The organism is Pseudomonas sp. Fl5BN2 (genome assembly GCF_009908205.1).
Classification (GTDB): domain Bacteria; phylum Pseudomonadota; class Gammaproteobacteria; order Pseudomonadales; family Pseudomonadaceae; genus Aquipseudomonas.
In genome coordinates this window covers 20,611-37,389 of sequence record NZ_JAAARL010000002.1, presented here as the reverse complement: position 1 = coordinate 37,389, position 16,779 = coordinate 20,611, and the positions used below count along the sequence as shown (strand labels likewise).

The window sequence follows — 16,779 nt, the reverse complement described above, 5'->3', positions numbered from 1 at the left end:
AAGCTGATGGATCAGCTGACAGGCGGTAAGCGAGTCGACAGCCGGTAGAAACCAGCTCTTGCGGCCTGTCATCGAGCAGAAGCTTCGAGCGTTACGGATACCGTTGGCCTGTGACTGACTGTTGTCAGCCCACTTCCGGGCAAGCTTAGACCTGATTCAGATCAGTGCAAACGAAGGGGCAGAGAGGGTGCGACACTTGGTCGCAAAGGAGCGGAGGGGGATGCTTCAAAGCGGCAAGCTGCAAGTTTGAAACTCACAGCTTGCCGTTACTCTTTTTACTTCTCGCTTGCTGCTTGCGACTTATCGCTGTTGTTGTGCGACAGGCTGTACACGTAGGCGGCCAGCAGTTGCACTTTGTCGTTGCCGAGCAATTCGCTCTGCGCCGGCATCTGGCCCTGGCGACCATGGCGAATAGTCTGTTGCAGTTGGGCCAGGCTGGTGCCGTAGATGAAGCCGGCCGGTTGGGTCAGGTCAGGTGCACCCATGATCTCGGTGCCCTTGCCGTTGGCGCCGTGGCAGGCGACACAGGTGGTGCTGAAGGCTTGCTGTCCTGCTTGCAGGTCAGCATCGCTGTCCGCAGGCAGGGGCAGGCCGGCCAGTTCGTGACGTACATAAGCGGCTACGTTTTTCACCCCGTCTTCCTTGAGCACTTCGCCCCAGGCTGGCATGGCTGCGTGACGACCACCCATGATGCTGGCCTTGATGGTTTCGGCACTGCCACCCCAGCGCCAGATGTTATCGGCCAGGTTAGGGAAGCCATAGGCACCCTTGGCGTCGGAACCGTGGCAGACCGAACAGTTGGAGGCGAACAGGCGTCCACCCATCTTCAGCGCTTGTGGGTCCTTGGCCACTTCTTCCACGGGCATGGCTGCAAATTTGGCGAAGATCGGCCCAAATTTGACGTCGGCCTTGGCCATTTCCTTTTCCCATTCCTTGTTCTGGGTCCAGCCGTCTTCATAGCCCGGCAGGATGCCTTTCCAGTTACCCAGGCCCGGATAAAGGATCAGGTAACCCACCGAGAACACCAGGGTCCCGGCGAACAGCAGGAACCACCATTGCGGCAGGGGGTTGTCGTACTCCTCGATACCATCGAAGGCGTGGCCCATGGTCTGGTCGACACTGCCCTTGGTTTCACCCTTGCGGGTGCCGACCAATAGCCAGGTCAGGCCGATCAGGCTGCCAATGGTCAGTACGCAGATCCACGTACTCCAGAAGGTGGTCATGGCCGAATGCTCCTTGTTGCAGGCTCTTGAGGTTGAGCGTCATCTGTTGTGTTGCCGGCCGGTGCCGAGCCCGCTTGCGGGTCATCGGCGAAGGGCAGCAGGCGTGCCTGAGCAAACTCGGGATTGCGTTTTGAGTTGAACACCCAGATCGACAAGCCGATGAAGGCGATCATCACCACCAGGGTCCCGAGGCCGCGGATCATGCCGCTATCGAGTTCAAAACCCATGGTTCACCTCTTGCTCTTGATCGAAGTGCCGAGCACTTGCAGGTAGGCCACCAGGGCGTCCATCTCGGTCTTGCCCTTGAGTGAGGCGGTAGCACCGGCAATGTCGTCGTCGGTGTAAGGCACACCAAGAGTGCGCATGACCTTGAGCTTGGTTTCGGTATGGCTGCTGTCCACCGGTGCGGTCACCAGCCATGGGTAGGCCGGCATTTTCGATTCAGGCACGACGTTGCGCGGGTTGTACAAGTGCGCACGATGCCAGTCATCGGAGTAGCGGGCGCCGACTCGGGCCAGATCCGGACCGGTACGCTTGGAACCCCACAGGAACGGGTGATCCCAGACGCTTTCACCGGCTACCGAGTAGTGGCCATAGCGTTCGGTTTCCGCGCGGAACGGACGGATCATCTGCGAGTGGCACTGTACGCAGCCTTCGCGGATGTAGATGTCGCGACCTTCCAGCTGCAGGGCGGTGTAGGGCTTCATGCCTTCCACCGGCTTGTTGGTGACGTCTTGGAAGAACAGCGGGACGATCTGAGTCAGACCGCCGATGCTCACCGCGAAGACCATCAGCAGCATCAGCAGGCCGACGTTTTTTTCAATCGTTTCGTGTTTCATGGCGAACTCCTCAGGCCATCTGCGCAGCGGCGGTGACTTCGGCTGGCACCGCGGCACGCACGGTGCGCCAGGTGTTGTAAGCCATCAGGAACATGCCGCTGAGGAAGATCGCACCACCGACCAGTCGCACGATGAAGCCTGGGTGGCTGGCCACCAGGGTTTCGACGAAGGAGTAGGTGAGGGTGCCGTCATCGTTGATTGCGCGCCACATCAGGCCCTGGGCAATGCCGTTGACCCACATCGAAGCGATGTAGAGCACGGTGCCGATGGTGGCGAGCCAGAAGTGCGTGTTGATCAAGCCGACGCTGTACATCTGCTCGCGGCCGAAGACTTTTGGAATCAGGTGATACAGCGCACCGATAGAGATCATCGCTACCCAGCCCAGAGCGCCGGCGTGTACGTGGCCGATGGTCCAGTCGGTGTAGTGAGACAGGGCGTTGACAGTCTTGATCGCCATCATCGGACCTTCGAAGGTCGACATGCCGTAGAACGCCAGGGACACCACCAGGAAGCGCAGGATCGGATCGCTGCGCAGCTTATGCCAGGCGCCCGAGAGGGTCATCATGCCGTTGATCATGCCGCCCCAGCTCGGAGCCAGCAGTACCAGCGACATCACCATGCCCAGGGACTGAGCCCAGTCCGGCAGCGCGGTGTAGTGCAGGTGGTGCGGGCCGGCCCAGATGTACAGGGTGATCAGCGCCCAGAAGTGCACGATGGACAAGCGATAGGAGTACACCGGACGCTCGGCCTGTTTCGGCACGAAGTAGTACATCATCCCGAGGAAGCCTGCGGTGAGGAAAAAACCTACCGCGTTATGGCCGTACCACCACTGCACCATGGCATCTGTCGCACCAGCGTACGCCGAGTAGGACTTGACCAGGCTCACCGGCAGGGACGCGTGGTTGACGATGTGCAGGATGGCCACGGTGATGATGAACGCACCGAAGAACCAGTTACCGACGTAGATGTGCTTGGTCTTGCGCTTCATCAGCGTGCCGAAGAACACGATGCCGTAGGCCACCCAGACAATGGCGATAAGAATCGCGATTGGCCATTCCAGCTCGGCGTATTCCTTGGAAGTGGTGTAGCCCAACGGCAAGCTGATCGCGGCCAGCACAATCACCAACTGCCAGCCCCAGAAGCAGAACGCGGCGATTTTCGGCGCGAACAATTGGGTCTGACAGGTGCGTTGCACCGAGTAGAACGAGCTGGCAAACAGTGCGCAACCGCCAAAGGCGAAGATCACTGCGTTGGTATGCAACGGACGCAGACGGCCGAAGCTGGTCCACGGTAAATCGAAGTTGAGTTCGGGCCAGACCAACTGGGCAGCGAGAAAAACCCCGAGCCCCATGCCGACGATGCCCCACACCACCGTCATAATGGCGAATTGGCGGACCACCTTGTAGTTGTAGGCGGTACTAATAGAAGTGTTCATGGTTCCCCATCCACGGTTCAGCTGAAGTGAAAGCGACTGCGCACGGCAAGGCGCGCTCACTTCGTCTGGAGTTATAGGCAGACTAAAAGCGAGGCAAGCATGAGCAATGAGCACAAGGCCAGTATTGACGGGGATCAATGGGCGCAGTGCGTGCAGGAACAGGGCTGGTTGTGGGAGGTCGCCCGGGTTGCCGATCCACTGCAGGCACCGACCTTGATCCTGGCTCACGGTGCTGGCGCGCCAATGGACAGTGGGTTTATGAGTGACATGGCTGTACGCCTTGCCGGGCATGGCGTGAACGTTTTGCGCTTCGAGTTCCCGTACATGGCGCAGCGGCGTCTGGAGGGTGGCAAGCGCCCCCCCAATCCGACGCCCAGGCTGCTGGAATGCTGGCGCGAGGTGTATGCCAGGGTGCGACCTTATGTCACTGGGGTGTTGGCGGTGGGGGGCAAGTCCATGGGCGGGCGCATGGCCAGTCTGCTGGCGGATGAGCTGCAGGTCGATGCGCTGGTGTGTCTGGGTTATCCGTTCTATGCCGCGGGCAAGCCGGAGAAGCCGCGGGTGGTGCACTTGGCAGAACTGGCTACCCCGACGCTGATCGTGCAGGGTGAGCGTGACGCCTTGGGTAATCGCCAGGCGGTCGAGGCCTATTCACTGGCACCGAGTATCGAGCTGTATTGGCTGACGGCTGCTGATCACGACCTCAAGCCGCTGAAGGCCTCCGGGTTCACCCATGAGCAGCATCTTGACTCCGCTGCGGGCAAGGTTGTCGGGTTCCTGCAAGCATTGCGCTAAGACGCAGGAGGCGCGAGCTGGCTCGATATCGCTGTGCTCAGGCACTTGAAGTGCAGGGGCGGGCGTCGAGATTTTTGCCCGGCAAGCTCGCTCCTGCAGTGATGGCTGGGGTTCAGGCCCAGGCATAAAAAAACCGCAAGCAGCTGCTTGCGGTTTTTTGTCGCCGGGCCAAGGGCTCAGCGGTTGAAACGCTCCACCAGCGAGTACTGGGTATGCGCGGTGCGGGTCAGGGCTTCGCTGAGTTCGGCCGAGTGCTGGGCCTGCTCCGAAGTCTGGTCCGCCAGTTGCGCGATGGTGCTGATGTTGCGGCTGATCTCTTCGGCCACCGAGCTTTGCTCTTCGGTCGCGGCGGCGATCTGGGTGGTCATGTCGGTGATGTTGGCCACCGCTTCGCTGATGCCTACCAGTGCCTGGTCGGCTTCCAGTACCCGGGCTACACCTTCCTCCGCTTGGCGATGGCCGGCGTCCATGGTCTGCACGGCGCTGGCAGCGGTCTGCTGCAGCTTGGCGATCAGGGTGTGGATCTGTCCGGTGGATTCACTGGTGCGCTGCGCCAGTTGGCGAACCTCATCGGCTACCACGGCAAAGCCGCGGCCCATTTCCCCGGCACGGGCCGCTTCGATGGCAGCGTTCAGGGCCAGCAGGTTGGTCTGGTCGGCGATACCTTTGATCACATCCACCACGCCACCGATTTCGTCGCTGTCCTTGGCCAGTTGGGTCACGGTCACGCCGGTTTCACCGACCACCACCGACAGACGCTGGATGGCTTCGCGGGTTTCCCCGGCAATGTCCCGGCCACGACCGGTCAGGCGATTGGCTTCCTGGGTGGCATCGGCGGTGCGTTGTACGTGGCTGGCCACTTCCTGGGTGGTGGCGGCCATCTGGTTGACCGCAGTGGCCACTTGTTCAGTCTCGACCCGCTGACGCTCCAGGCCGCTGGAGCTGTTGTGGGCCAGGACGTCGGACTGTCGAGCCTGTTCGTTGAGGTGCTCGGCGGTGTCCTGCAAGCGGGTCAGGCAGGTTTTCAGACGGGCTTCCTGGCTCAGGATCGACATTTCCAGGCGTGCCTGGGCGCCACGGCTGTCGGTGTACATTTGTGCGATCAGCGGATCGGAGGTGGTCTGTTCGGCCAGGCGCAGCAGGCGTTTAAGGCCCCGCTGTTGCCAGCTCAGCCCCATCAGGCCCAGCGGTACCGAGAGCGCTGCAGCCAGGGCGAAGCCCCAATGGGAGTTGAGCCAGGCACCGATCATGAAGCTCAGTTGGCTGACCAGAATGAATGGCAGCCAGTCCTGCAGCACCGGCAGCCACTTGTCGCGTTTCGGAATGGCCGACTTGCCCTGGTTGATGCGCTGGTAGAGGGCTTCTGCGCGACGCACCTGTTCGGCCGTGGGTTTGACCCGAACCGATTCGTAACCCACCACCTGGCTGCCTTCGAACACGGGTGTCACGTAGGCATTGACCCAGTAATGGTCACCGGTCTTGCAGCGGTTCTTGACGATGCCCATCCATGGCAAGCCTTGTTTCAACGTGCCCCACATGTGCGCGAACACGGCCGCTGGCACATCAGGATGGCGGACCAGGTTGTGCGGTGCGCGAACCAGTTCTTCACGGGAAAACCCACTGATTTCGACAAAGGCGTCGTTGCAGTAGGTGATCACGCCTTTGGCGTCGGTGGTGGAAATCAACCGCTGTTGAGCCGGGAAGGTACGTTCGCGCTGAGTGACAGGCTGGTTATTACGCATGACTTTTTCAATCCGCAAGGCTTTGAGGGTTTGTCGGCCGCTTCAGCCGATTATTGAAATTATTTTTCAATAATCGGCACTGGATCCCATTAGCGGAAGGGGCCGCTTGCAAAATGCGGCGCCAGGATTTTGCCGGCGTTGGCGAGAGGCTAATCATTGACTTTCTTCCTTGGCAGTCAATAGTTCTGAAGTACTGGTTTGGGCAAATTTCCGGCGGCCTATCCGGCGAGCATCGGGTAGGTGAACAGGCCAAAGTGCAAAAGGTTGAGGCCGAAGTGAGTGGCCACCGCAGCGCCCAGGCCACCAAATCGATAGGCCAGACCGTAGCCGACTCCGGCGATGGCCGCCAGCAGCGTCCATTGCCAACCGGCCCCCAGGTGCACCAGGCCAAACAACAGGGCTGCACACAGCAGGGCCAGATTCTCGCCGTAGGGCAGGGCCTTGAAGCGTCGACTCAGGCCGCCCTGGATATAGCCACGGAACAGGGCCTCTTCCACCAGGGTCACCAGCAGCAGGTTGTTCAGTACCCATAGCCAGGCCTGATCCGGCCACTTCGGCGCCCAACTGATGATCCCCAGCAGCAGTGCACCACCCAATGCCGCGACAGCGCACAGGGTCAGGGCCAGGACCGTTGCGTATACCGACAGACGTAGCGAGCGGCGTCCGACGATCCACGGGCAGACCAGCAGCAGCCAGAAGCCAATCAGCGGCTTGTCCTGGTTGAGGTACATGGAGAAGGGCACTGCGTCATCCGTGAAGCGTTGCGGGTCAATGCCCCGGCCATTGTAGAAACCGGGCAGCCAGTGCATGGCCAGCGCCAGGGCAACGACCACAAACAGGCCGTGGCCCAGGTACTGGCCGATACGGCTGCGTTGCTGGCGCACGGCGAACCCGGCACACAGCAGCAGGAAGATCGAGAGGGCGGCCAGTAGCCCCAGTTGCCCGTAGCTCAGGGCCAGTGCGTAGCCAATGGAGAGGAGTGCCAGATACATCCATGGCAGAGCAATCATGTGGAATCCTTGTTGCGGAAGAAAGAAAGGTATTACTGAAACGTTGTTCAGCGCCGAATCTGTAGTCGTTATTGCGACCGATGAGTCAGGTTCTGAGCGGCGGCAAGTATAACCAGCTGAGTTGTACACGACAGCCCAACAAAAACACCGCCCGAAGGCGGTGTCTGGTTTTGCGCGGGATCAGGACGCGATCAGTTGCCGCAATACGTAATGCAGTATCCCTCCGGACTTGAAGTATTCGACTTCGTTCAAGGTGTCGATGCGGCACAGCACTTCGATCCGCTCCTGGCTGCCGTCCTCCCGGGTGATCACCAGGGTCAGGTTCATCCGCGGCGTCAATTGCGTGTCGCTGAGGCCGAGGATGTCCAGGGTTTCCCTGCCGGTGAGCTTCAGGCTCTTGCGGTTCTGGTCGAGTTTGAACTGCAAGGGCAGGACGCCCATGCCCACCAGGTTGGAGCGGTGGATGCGCTCGAAGCTCTCGGCGATTACTGCCTTGACCCCTAGCAGGTTGGTGCCTTTGGCGGCCCAGTCGCGGCTGGACCCGGTGCCGTATTCCTGGCCGGCGATCACCACCAATGGTGTGCCTGCTGCCTGGTACCGCATGGCGGCGTCATAGATCGCCAGTTTCTCGCCGGTGGGAATGTACAGGGTGTTGCCGCCTTCCTCGCCGCCGAGCATTTCGTTGCGAATGCGGATGTTGGCGAAAGTGCCGCGCATCATTACTTCGTGGTTGCCACGCCGTGAGCCATAGGAGTTGAAATCCCGTGGTTCCACGCCTTTGTCACGCAGATACCGTCCGGCGGGACTGTCGGTCTTGATGTTGCCGGCGGGGGAAATGTGGTCGGTGGTCACCGAGTCCCCTAGCAGTGCCAATATCCGTGCACCGCTGACATCCTTGATTTGCGGCAGGGGGCCGGCGATGTCGTCGAAGAACGGTGGATGCTGGATGTAGGTGGAATCGTCCTGCCAGACATAAGTGGCGGCTTGCGGTACTTCGATGGCTTGCCACTGGGCGTCACCGGCAAATACCTCGGCGTATTCCTTGTGGAACATCCGGGTGTTGACCTGGGCCACGGCGTCAGCGATTTCCTTGCTACTGGGCCAGATGTCTCGCAGGTACACCGGCTTGCCATCCTTGCCTTCACCGAGGGGTTCGCTGCTGATGTCGATACGCACCGTGCCGGCCAGGGCATAGGCCACCACCAGGGGCGGTGAGGCCAGCCAGTTGGTTTTCACCAGTGGATGCACCCGGCCTTCGAAGTTGCGGTTGCCGGACAGGACCGACGCTACCGTCAGGTCGGCTTGCTGGATGGCTTTCTCGATCGGCTCCAGCAGCGGGCCGGAGTTGCCGATGCAGGTGGTGCAGCCGTAGCCCACCAGGTCGAAACCCAGCTGGTCCAGATAGGGTGTCAGGCCTGCCGCCTTGTAGTAGTCGGTCACTACCTTGGAGCCGGGCGCCAGTGAACTCTTGACCCAGGGTTTGCGTTGCAGGCCTTTTTCCACCGCTTTTTTTGCCACCAGTCCGGCCGCCATCATCACGCTGGGGTTGGAGGTGTTGGTGCAAGAGGTGATGGCGGCAATCACCACCGCGCCGTTTTTCAGGCGGTAAGTCTGGTTGTCGTACTGGTAGTCGGTTTCGCCTACCAGGTCCGCATTGCCCACGGCGACACCGCCACCGCCCTCGCTTTCCAGGCGGCCTTCTTCCTTGCTGGTGGGCTTGAACTGCAGGTCGATAAAGTCAGTGAAAGCCTGGGCCACATTGGGCAGTGCAACTCGATCCTGTGGCCGTTTGGGGCCGGCGAGGCTGGCCTCCACGGTGCTCATGTCCAGTGCCAGGCTGTCGGTGAACAACGGCTCCTTGCCAGGCTTGCGCCACAGGCCCTGGGTCTTGCTGTAGGCCTCCACCAGTTTCACCAACTCGCTCGGGCGTCCGGACAGGCGCAGGTAGTCGAGGGTGATGTCATCCACCGGGAAGAAGCCGCAGGTGGCGCCGTACTCCGGGGCCATGTTGGCGATGGTGGCGCGGTCCGCCAGTGGCAGGTCGGCCAGGCCGTCGCCATAGAACTCGACGAACTTGCCCACCACGCCTTTCTTGCGCAGCATCTGGGTCACCGTCAGTACCAGGTCGGTGGCGGTGATGCCTTCTCTCAGCTTGCCGGTGAGCTTGAAGCCGATGACTTCCGGAATCAGCATCGACACCGGTTGGCCAAGCATCGCCGCCTCGGCCTCGATCCCGCCCACGCCCCAGCCCAGAACGCCAAGGCCGTTGATCATGGTGGTGTGGGAGTCGGTGCCCACCAGGGTGTCGGGGAAGGCATAGGTGCGGCCATCCTCCTCCTTGGTCCAGACGGTGCGCCCCAGGTATTCCAGGTTGACCTGATGGCAGATGCCGGTGCCCGGCGGTACCACGCTAAAGTTATCGAAGGCACTCTGGCCCCAGCGCAGGAAGGCGTAGCGTTCGCCGTTGCGCTGCATCTCGATGTCGACGTTTTGTTCGAAGGCGCTGCTGCTGGCGAACTTGTCCACCATCACCGAGTGGTCGATCACCAGGTCCACCGGCGACAGTGGGTTGATCCGCTGCGGGTCACCACCGGCCTTGGCCATGGCTGCGCGCATGGCCGCCAGGTCGACCACGGCGGGCACGCCGGTAAAGTCCTGCATCAGGACTCTTGCCGGGCGGTACTGGATTTCGCGATCGGAGCGGCGCTCCTTGAGCCAGGCCGCGAGGGCCTTGAGGTCGGCGCCGGTGACAGTCTTGCCGTCTTCCCAGCGCAGCAGGTTTTCCAGCAGGACCTTCAGCGACATGGGCAGGGCGTCGATATCTCCCAGGCTCTTGGCGGCATCCGGCAGGCTGAAGTAGTGATAAGTCTTGTCGTCGACTTTTAGGGTTTTAAGGGTTTTCAGGCTATCAAGGGATGGCATTGAATGACTCCTTTTGGCCCGCACGGCTACGGGCCTGTGATACGGACAGAGAGTTAACCTAGCTCTGTTTGGGGCTTATAGCTAATCACTGGACTCCTGGGCTCAGTCCAAGGTTCCGAACTCGGTTATCATGCGCCGGTTTTCGTGACAGGCTTTGCTACAGGGCAAGTTTGCGCATCGATTCATCGCCAGTTGCCCAGGAGATTCCATGAACACCCTGTTTACCCATTGCCGGCCCGGTTTCGAGGGCGAAGTCTGCTCCGAGATCGCCGACCACGCGGCCCGACTGAATGTCGCCGGCTACGCCAAGGCCAAGCCCAGCACCGCCTGCGCCGAGTTCATCTGCACCGAGGACGACGGCGCCCAACGCCTGATGCAAGGGCTGCGTTTTGCCGACCTGATCTTTCCCCGGCAGTGGGCGCGAGGCGGTTTCATCGACCTGCCGGAAACCGATCGCATCAGCGTGATCCTGGCCTACCTGGCGAGTTTCCCCCAGTGCGGCAGCCTGTGGCTGGAGGTGGTGGATACCAACGATGGCAAGGAACTGTCGAATTTCTGCAAGAAGTTCGAGGGACCGCTGCGCAAGGCCCTGACCGCTGCCGGCAAGCTGGTGGAGGACGCTGCCAAGCCGCGCTTGCTGCTGACCTTCAAGAGTGGGCGGGAGGTGTTCGTTGGACTGGCTGATTCCGGTAACTCGGCGATGTGGCCGATGGGTATTCCACGGCTGAAGTTCCCCCGAGAAGCGCCAAGCCGCTCGACCCTGAAACTGGAAGAGGCCTGGCACCACTTCATCCCCCGGGATCAGTGGGACGAGCGCCTGCATAGCGACATGACCGGGGTTGACCTGGGCGCCGCGCCGGGTGGCTGGACCTGGCAACTGGTCAACCGTGGGATGCTGGTGACCGCCATCGACAATGGGCCGATGGCCGAGAGCCTGATGGACACCGGCCTGGTGCAGCACCTGATGGCGGACGGCTTTACCTACAAGCCACGGCAGCCAGTGGACTGGATGGTCTGCGACATCGTCGAGAAGCCGGCGCGCAATGCGGCGTTACTGGAAACCTGGATCGGCGAGGGCCATTGCCGTGAAGCGGTGGTCAACCTGAAGTTGCCGATGAAGCAGCGCTATGCCGAAGTGAAGCGCTTGCTGGAGCGGATCGAGGAGGGCTTCAAGGCTCGGGGGATTCGTGTCGCTGTTGGCTGCAAGCAGCTGTATCACGATCGTGAAGAGGTGACCTGCCACCTGCGACGCCTGGACCTGAAAAAGTCCAAATAGTGGTAGGCGCCGGCTTGCTGGCGAAGCGTTCCTTGAGTCTGGTGTTGGTCTTGAGGGGGCTTTCGCTGGCAAGCCAGCTCCTGCAGGGCGTGAGTGGCGTCCACCAACACTAGCGCCAGCCGATAGGTGAGTGGCAACAGATGACCGGATGACGCCATTGCGCGACAATGCCGGCCAGTTTCAGGAGTGAACCATGAGTCAAATCATTGATACGCCGGTTGACGGCACCCTCGACGCCACTGGCCTCAATTGCCCTGAGCCAGTGATGATGCTGCATCAGCATATCCGTGACCTGCCAGCAGGCGGGCTGTTGAAAGTGATCGCCACCGACCCTTCTACCCGCCGCGACATTCCCAAGTTCTGCGTATTTCTCGAGCATGAACTGGTGGCGCAGCAGGAAGAGGCCGGTACCTACCTCTACTGGATTCGCAAGAAGCTCGATTAGTCTGCCGAGCGGCTGATCCGGATCTGCCTGCGCGCACTGCGGGTCAGGCGGATCGACAGCATCAGCGCCGCGCAACTCAAGCCGACGATCAGGCCTTCCCACAGGCCACTCGGGCCCCGCGCGGGACCGAACCAGTCGGTCAGGCCCAAGGCGTAACCCACTGGCAAACCGATCCCCCAATAAGCGAACAGGGTCAGGATCATGGTCACGCGAGTGTCCTGATAGCCGCGCAGTGCGCCCGCTGCCGTCACCTGGATGCCGTCGGAGAACTGGAACAGCGCCGCATACACGAGGAGCATCGATGCCACCTGGACCACCATCGGGTCGGTGGTATAGATCGACGCGATGGGCTCGCGCAGCAAGAACATCAGGCTTGCGGAGAGGCAGGCGTAAGCCAGTGCAGTGCCCATGCCGACCCCGGCACTGAAGCGCGCATTACGCGGTTGCTCGCGCCCCAGGGCCTGGCCGACGCGCACGGTCACCGCCATGGCCAGGGAGTAGGGGATCATGAACATCAGGGAGCTGACGTTGAGGGCGATCTGATGCCCGGCGACCACCGTGGCGCCCAGGCTACCGATCAACAGGGCAATCACCGCAAAGATGCTCGACTCGGCGAACACCGCGATGCCGATGGGCAGGCCGATGCTCAACAGGCGCTTGATCACGGCCCATTGCGGCCTATCAAAACGGCCGAATAGATCAATCTTCCGATACGCCGGTGCCCAGTGGGTCCAGCCGGCGATGCCGAACATCATTGCCCACATCACGATGGCCGTGGCCCAGCCGCAGCCAACGCCGCCCATGGCCGGCACACCGAAGTGGCCATAGATGAAGATGTAGTTGATAGGGATGTTCAGGGCCAGGCCGCACAGGCCAATGATCATGCTCGGCACCGTGCGCCCCAGGCCGTCGCTGGAGCAACGCAGCACGTAGTACAGCGCCACCGCCGGCAGGCCGCTGGCAATGCCGCGCAGGTAACCCATGCAGGGTTCGATCAGCTCCGGATCGACCTTCATCAGGTGCAGTACTGGCTCGGCACTGATCAGGATCAGGGTTGCCAGCAAACCGACCACCAGGGCCAGCCACAAGGCCTGGCGCACCAAGGGGCCGATCTCGTGCGAGTTGCCGGCACCAAAGCGCTGGGCCACTTTGGGCGTGGTGGCCAGCAGAGTACCGGTCATCAGCAGGAACACCGGAATCCATATCGAGTTGCCCAAGGCCACAGCCGCCAGATCTCGCGGGCTGACTCGGCCGGCCATCACGGCGTCGACAAAACCCATGGCAGTGGTGGCCACCTGGGCAATCATGATGGGCAGGGCCAGTACCAGCAGGTCGCGCAGTTCGCGGCCAACTCGGGCAGGGCGGCTGATGGATGGGGTGGAGGGGGAAGCGGTTACGGAGTTCACGGGGCGTAGCGTCCATAGGCGTGTTGCGCGGGACGCGACAGTCTACGCGTTGACACAGTGGTCAGGAAAAACTCCAGTGTTGTGGATTTGTAATTCTCGGGCCTGGAGGAAATGGCCGCTCAAGCACAAGCCGTGCTGGCCCGCCCGGTCTTCTGCGCCTACACTGCGGCTCCGCAAGAGGAGCCTGCCATGTTGATTGTTGCCGACGAAAATATCCCCCTGATCGAAGAGTTTTTTGCCGGCTTCGGCGAGATTCGGCGCTTCCCCGGCCGCGCTATCGACCGGGCCAGTGTCGAGCAGGCAGATGTGTTGCTGGTGCGCTCGGTAACCCAGGTTGATCGCCAGTTGCTGGAGGGCAGCCCGGTGCGTTTTGTCGGCACCTGCACCATTGGCACCGATCACCTGGACCTGGACTACTTCCAGCAGGCCGGTATCACCTGGTCCAGCGCGCCGGGCTGCAATGCCCGCGGCGTGGTGGACTATGTACTGGGCAGCTTGCTGACCCTGGCCGAAATCGAAGGCGTGGACCTGGCCCGTCGTTGTTATGGCGTGGTTGGTGCGGGTGAAGTTGGAGGGCGGTTGATCAAGGTGCTGCGCGGCCTGGGTTGGCAGGTCCTGGTCTGTGACCCGCAGCGGCAGGCGGCTGAAGGCGGCGACTATGTCAGCCTGGAGCAGTTGCTCGAGCGTTGCGACGTCATCAGCCTGCACACGCCACTGATCAAGCACGGGGAGCATTCAACCTGGCACCTGCTGGACCGGCAGCGGCTGAACCGGCTCAAGCACGGCGCCTGGCTGATCAACGCGGCCCGTGGTCCGGTGGTGGATAACCAGGCGCTGCGTGAAGTGCTGCTAGAGCGCGAGGACCTGCAGGCGGTGCTGGATGTCTGGGAAGAAGAGCCGGCAGTGGATCGCGCCCTGGCGGATCTGTGTGTGTTGGCCACGCCGCACATTGCCGGCTACAGCCTGGACGGCAAGCAGCGCGGGACTGCGCAGATCTACCAGGCGTATTGCCGTTTCCTCGGCCAGGCCGAGCAAGTCAGCCTGGCCACCTTGTTGCCGGCACCCTGGGTGCCGCAGGTCAGCCTGAATGCCAACGCAGATCCGACCTGGGCGCTGGCGATGATCTGTCGGGCGGTGTACGACCCGCGGCGTGACGATGCGGATTTTCGTCGCAGCCTGGTCGACGATGTCGCCCAGCAGCGCAGTGCGTTCGATGGCCTGCGCAAGCATTACCCGGAGCGTCGCGAGATTGATGGCCTGGAAGTGCGGATTCAGGGCGCGTCGCCGGCCTTGAGTCAGATTGTCCACGCCCTTGGCGCCAGCGCTGTCTGAATCCGTTCGCCGGCTGGAAAACGTGCATAAAAAACCCGGCCATAAGGCCGGGTCAAGAGGACGTGAGGCTGAGTGTCAATCTTGCCGAGCAGGCTTGACCAGTCGCTTTTCCAGTTCGCGGCAGGCGTTCTGGATCATGTCTTCAGTAATCGGTACTTCGCGACCCTGGGCGTCGATGATGGCACACCCCAGAGACTGGTTCGGCTGGGTACGGATCACTTGAATCTTGTCATTGCTGCTGTGTTGCAAGGACATGGCCTGTCTCCTCATCAGGTTGTGTGCTTACTTTAGAATGGCCGGGTGACCAAGCTGTTACAGATCGCCGCCAGGGCAGGCCCGGTGACTTCACTCCAACAGAAATATCCGGGGAGTGCCAGCCACAGATTAGACCGATAATCTCTAGGCTCTAGTGTTAGCGGTCATAATCAACCTGACTCATTGTGATTTACCAAAGTTCCTGCGAATTCATCTCGTTGCCGTCGCTGCAACGGGTCACTCGTCGGCGCGTCAATGGATGAACTGCATGCTTTCTTCTCGTCACCGTCGGGCGCTGCACCTGGCCAGCCGCTTTATCGCTCCTTACCGTTGGCAGGCGCTGGGTGCCTTGCTGGCGCTGATCCTCACTGCGGGGATTACCCTGTCCATGGGGCAGGGCATTCGCTTGTTGGTGGACCAGGGATTCATGACCCAGTCTCCTCATTTGCTTAATCAGTCCATCGGCTTGTTTCTGCTGCTGGTCGTGGCGCTGGCGGTGGGCACTTTCGTGCGTTTCTACCTGGTGTCGTGGATTGGCGAGCGTTGCGTGGCGGATATCCGGCGCCAGGTGTTCAATCACCTGATTTATCTGCATCCCGGGTTCTACGAGAACAATCGAAGTTCGGAAATCCAGTCGCGGCTGACGGCGGACACCACCTTGCTGCAATCGGTGATCGGTTCTTCGCTGTCGTTGTTCCTGCGTAACACGCTGATGGTGCTGGGGGGGATCGTCCTGCTGTTCGTCACCAATCCCAAACTCACCAGCATTGTGGTGATCGCCTTGCCGCTGGTGCTGGTACCGATCCTGTTTTTCGGTCGTCGGGTGCGCAGCCTGTCGCGCCTGAGCCAGGACCGGATCGCCGATGTTGGTAGCTACGTGTCGGAAACCCTCGGCCAGATCAAGACGGTCCAGGCCTACAACCACCAGGCCCAGGACGAGCGACGTTTTGCGGTGACGGTGGAGGAGGCCTTCGATACTGCGCGCAAGCGGATTGTCCAGCGTGCCTGGCTGATTACGCTAGTGATTGTTCTGGTGCTGGGCGCGGTGGGCGTGATGCTCTGGGTCGGTGGCATGGATGTGATCGCCGGGAGGATTTCCGGAGGCGAGTTGGCGGCATTCGTTTTCTACAGTCTGATCGTTGGCAGCGCCTTTGGCACCTTGAGTGAAGTGATCGGCGAGTTGCAGCGTGCTGCCGGGGCGGCGGAACGGATCGCCGAACTGCTGCGGGCGGACAACATCATCCAGCCACCCAGTAGCGGGCGCGTGAGCTTGCCAGCGCGGGTGCGCGGCGATCTGGAACTGGACAACCTGCGCTTTTCCTACCCGTCACGTCCGGATCGCTATGCCGTCGATGGGCTGAGCCTGAGTATCCATGCAGGGGAAACCCTGGCATTGGTTGGGCCGTCCGGGGCGGGGAAATCCACCCTGTATGACCTGCTGTTGCGCTTCTATGATCCGCAACAGGGCCAGATCCTTCTGGATGGTGTGCCTCTGACCCAGCTCGATCCGTTGGACCTGCGGCGTTGCTTTGCCCTGGTGTCGCAGAGTCCGGCACTGTTCTACGGCAGCATCGAAGAGAACATTCGCTACGGCAATCCGGATGCGACCCTGGCGCAGGTTCAGGAAGCGGCGAAGATCGCCTATGCCCATGAGTTCATCGAGCAGATGCCAGAGGGTTACCAGACTCACCTGGGGGATGCGGGGCTGGGGCTTTCCGGCGGTCAGCGACAACGCCTGGCGATTGCCCGAGCGTTGTTGGTGGATGCACCGATCCTGCTGCTGGATGAGGCCACCAGCGCCCTGGATGCGCAGAGTGAGCACCTGATCCAGCAAGCTTTGCCCAGCCTGATGAAAAACCGCACCACCCTGGTGATTGCCCATCGCCTGGCCACGGTGAAGAACGCCGACCGGATCGCGGTCATGGATCAAGGCGCGCTGGTGGCGGTGGGCACTCACCAGCAACTGATTGCCAGCAACCCGCTGTATGCGCGCCTGGCAGCGCTGCAATTCAGTGACGGCGCTCGGGCTGAATGACTTTTTTCGAGCCCTTGTAGCTGCGCCGAACTTGCGAGGGTGCGGTCCTCGCCAAAGCTGCGCT

Annotated in this window: 14 protein-coding genes; 5 read left to right on the top strand and 9 right to left on the bottom strand. The window is 61.4% G+C overall.

What is annotated here, in order from left to right; genetic code table 11:
- Positions 1 to 275: 275 nt before the first annotated feature.
- Genes ccoP through ccoN form a run of 4 tightly spaced genes read right to left on the bottom strand, consistent with a single transcriptional unit; the run spans position 276 to position 3,497 of the window.
- Positions 276 to 1,223: a cytochrome-c oxidase, cbb3-type subunit III gene (gene ccoP / locus GV819_RS02520; RefSeq protein WP_161753187.1), complete on the bottom strand. Its 948-nt coding sequence runs from the start codon at positions 1,221 to 1,223 to the stop codon at positions 276 to 278.
- Positions 1,220 to 1,450 carry a cbb3-type cytochrome oxidase subunit 3 gene (locus tag GV819_RS02515; RefSeq protein WP_161753185.1) on the bottom strand — a complete coding sequence of 77 codons (231 nt, stop codon included), beginning with the start codon at positions 1,448 to 1,450 and terminating at the stop codon, positions 1,220 to 1,222. The genes ccoP and GV819_RS02515 overlap by 4 nt, the downstream gene beginning before the upstream one ends.
- A 3-nt stretch (positions 1,451 to 1,453) precedes the next feature.
- Positions 1,454 to 2,062: a cytochrome-c oxidase, cbb3-type subunit II gene (ccoO, locus tag GV819_RS02510; RefSeq protein ID WP_161753183.1), complete on the bottom strand. Its 609-nt coding sequence runs from the start codon at positions 2,060 to 2,062 to the stop codon at positions 1,454 to 1,456.
- Between the two features lie 10 nt (positions 2,063 to 2,072).
- Complete coding sequence (gene ccoN, locus GV819_RS02505) at positions 2,073 to 3,497, bottom strand: cytochrome-c oxidase, cbb3-type subunit I (protein WP_161753181.1); 1,425 nt, start codon at positions 3,495 to 3,497, stop codon at positions 2,073 to 2,075.
- A gap of 99 nt (positions 3,498 to 3,596) precedes the next feature.
- Between ccoN and GV819_RS02500 the strand changes: the two genes are divergently transcribed.
- Positions 3,597 to 4,292: an alpha/beta family hydrolase gene (locus GV819_RS02500; RefSeq protein WP_161753178.1), complete on the top strand. Its 696-nt coding sequence runs from the start codon at positions 3,597 to 3,599 to the stop codon at positions 4,290 to 4,292.
- Positions 4,293 to 4,468: 176 nt separating this feature from the next.
- Here GV819_RS02500 and GV819_RS02495 read toward each other — a convergent pair whose 3' ends face one another.
- The 3 genes from GV819_RS02495 to acnA form a co-directional block, all read right to left on the bottom strand.
- Complete coding sequence (locus tag GV819_RS02495) at positions 4,469 to 6,034, bottom strand: methyl-accepting chemotaxis protein (protein WP_161753176.1); 1,566 nt, start codon at positions 6,032 to 6,034, stop codon at positions 4,469 to 4,471.
- Between the two features lie 218 nt (positions 6,035 to 6,252).
- Positions 6,253 to 7,044: a CPBP family intramembrane glutamic endopeptidase gene (locus tag GV819_RS02490; RefSeq protein ID WP_161753174.1), complete on the bottom strand. Its 792-nt coding sequence runs from the start codon at positions 7,042 to 7,044 to the stop codon at positions 6,253 to 6,255.
- Positions 7,045 to 7,224: 180 nt separating this feature from the next.
- Positions 7,225 to 9,966 (bottom strand): aconitate hydratase AcnA, encoded by a 2,742-nt coding sequence (acnA, locus tag GV819_RS02485; protein ID WP_161753172.1) that lies wholly within the window; start codon positions 9,964 to 9,966, stop codon positions 7,225 to 7,227.
- Between the two features lie 208 nt (positions 9,967 to 10,174).
- On the opposite strand from acnA, the gene rlmM reads away from it, so the two are divergent.
- The gene (rlmM, locus tag GV819_RS02480; RefSeq protein WP_161753169.1) at positions 10,175 to 11,242 is read left to right on the top strand and encodes a 23S rRNA (cytidine(2498)-2'-O)-methyltransferase RlmM; all 1,068 of its coding nucleotides are present in this window, start codon (positions 10,175 to 10,177) and stop codon (positions 11,240 to 11,242) included.
- Positions 11,243 to 11,435: 193 nt separating this feature from the next.
- Positions 11,436 to 11,687 carry a sulfurtransferase TusA gene (gene tusA, locus GV819_RS02475; RefSeq protein WP_161753167.1) on the top strand — a complete coding sequence of 84 codons (252 nt, stop codon included), beginning with the start codon at positions 11,436 to 11,438 and terminating at the stop codon, positions 11,685 to 11,687.
- On the opposite strand, the gene GV819_RS02470 is transcribed toward tusA, so the two are convergent.
- Entirely contained in the window at positions 11,684 to 13,093 is a 1,410-nt protein-coding gene (locus GV819_RS02470) for an MATE family efflux transporter (RefSeq protein ID WP_161753165.1), read from the bottom strand. The genes tusA and GV819_RS02470 overlap by 4 nt on opposite strands.
- 189 nt (positions 13,094 to 13,282) lie before the next feature.
- Between GV819_RS02470 and pdxB the strand changes: the two genes are divergently transcribed.
- Positions 13,283 to 14,425, top strand: a complete 1,143-nt coding sequence (gene pdxB, locus GV819_RS02465) for a 4-phosphoerythronate dehydrogenase PdxB (RefSeq protein WP_161753163.1) — start codon at positions 13,283 to 13,285, stop codon at positions 14,423 to 14,425.
- A 75-nt stretch (positions 14,426 to 14,500) separates the two neighbouring features.
- Here pdxB and GV819_RS02460 read toward each other — a convergent pair whose 3' ends face one another.
- Positions 14,501 to 14,680: a PA1571 family protein gene (locus GV819_RS02460; RefSeq protein WP_011060254.1), complete on the bottom strand. Its 180-nt coding sequence runs from the start codon at positions 14,678 to 14,680 to the stop codon at positions 14,501 to 14,503.
- 259 nt (positions 14,681 to 14,939) lie between these two features.
- Between GV819_RS02460 and GV819_RS02455 the strand changes: the two genes are divergently transcribed.
- Complete coding sequence (locus GV819_RS02455) at positions 14,940 to 16,715, top strand: ABC transporter transmembrane domain-containing protein (protein WP_178125922.1); 1,776 nt, start codon at positions 14,940 to 14,942, stop codon at positions 16,713 to 16,715.
- The last annotated feature ends 64 nt before the right edge of the window (positions 16,716 to 16,779 follow it).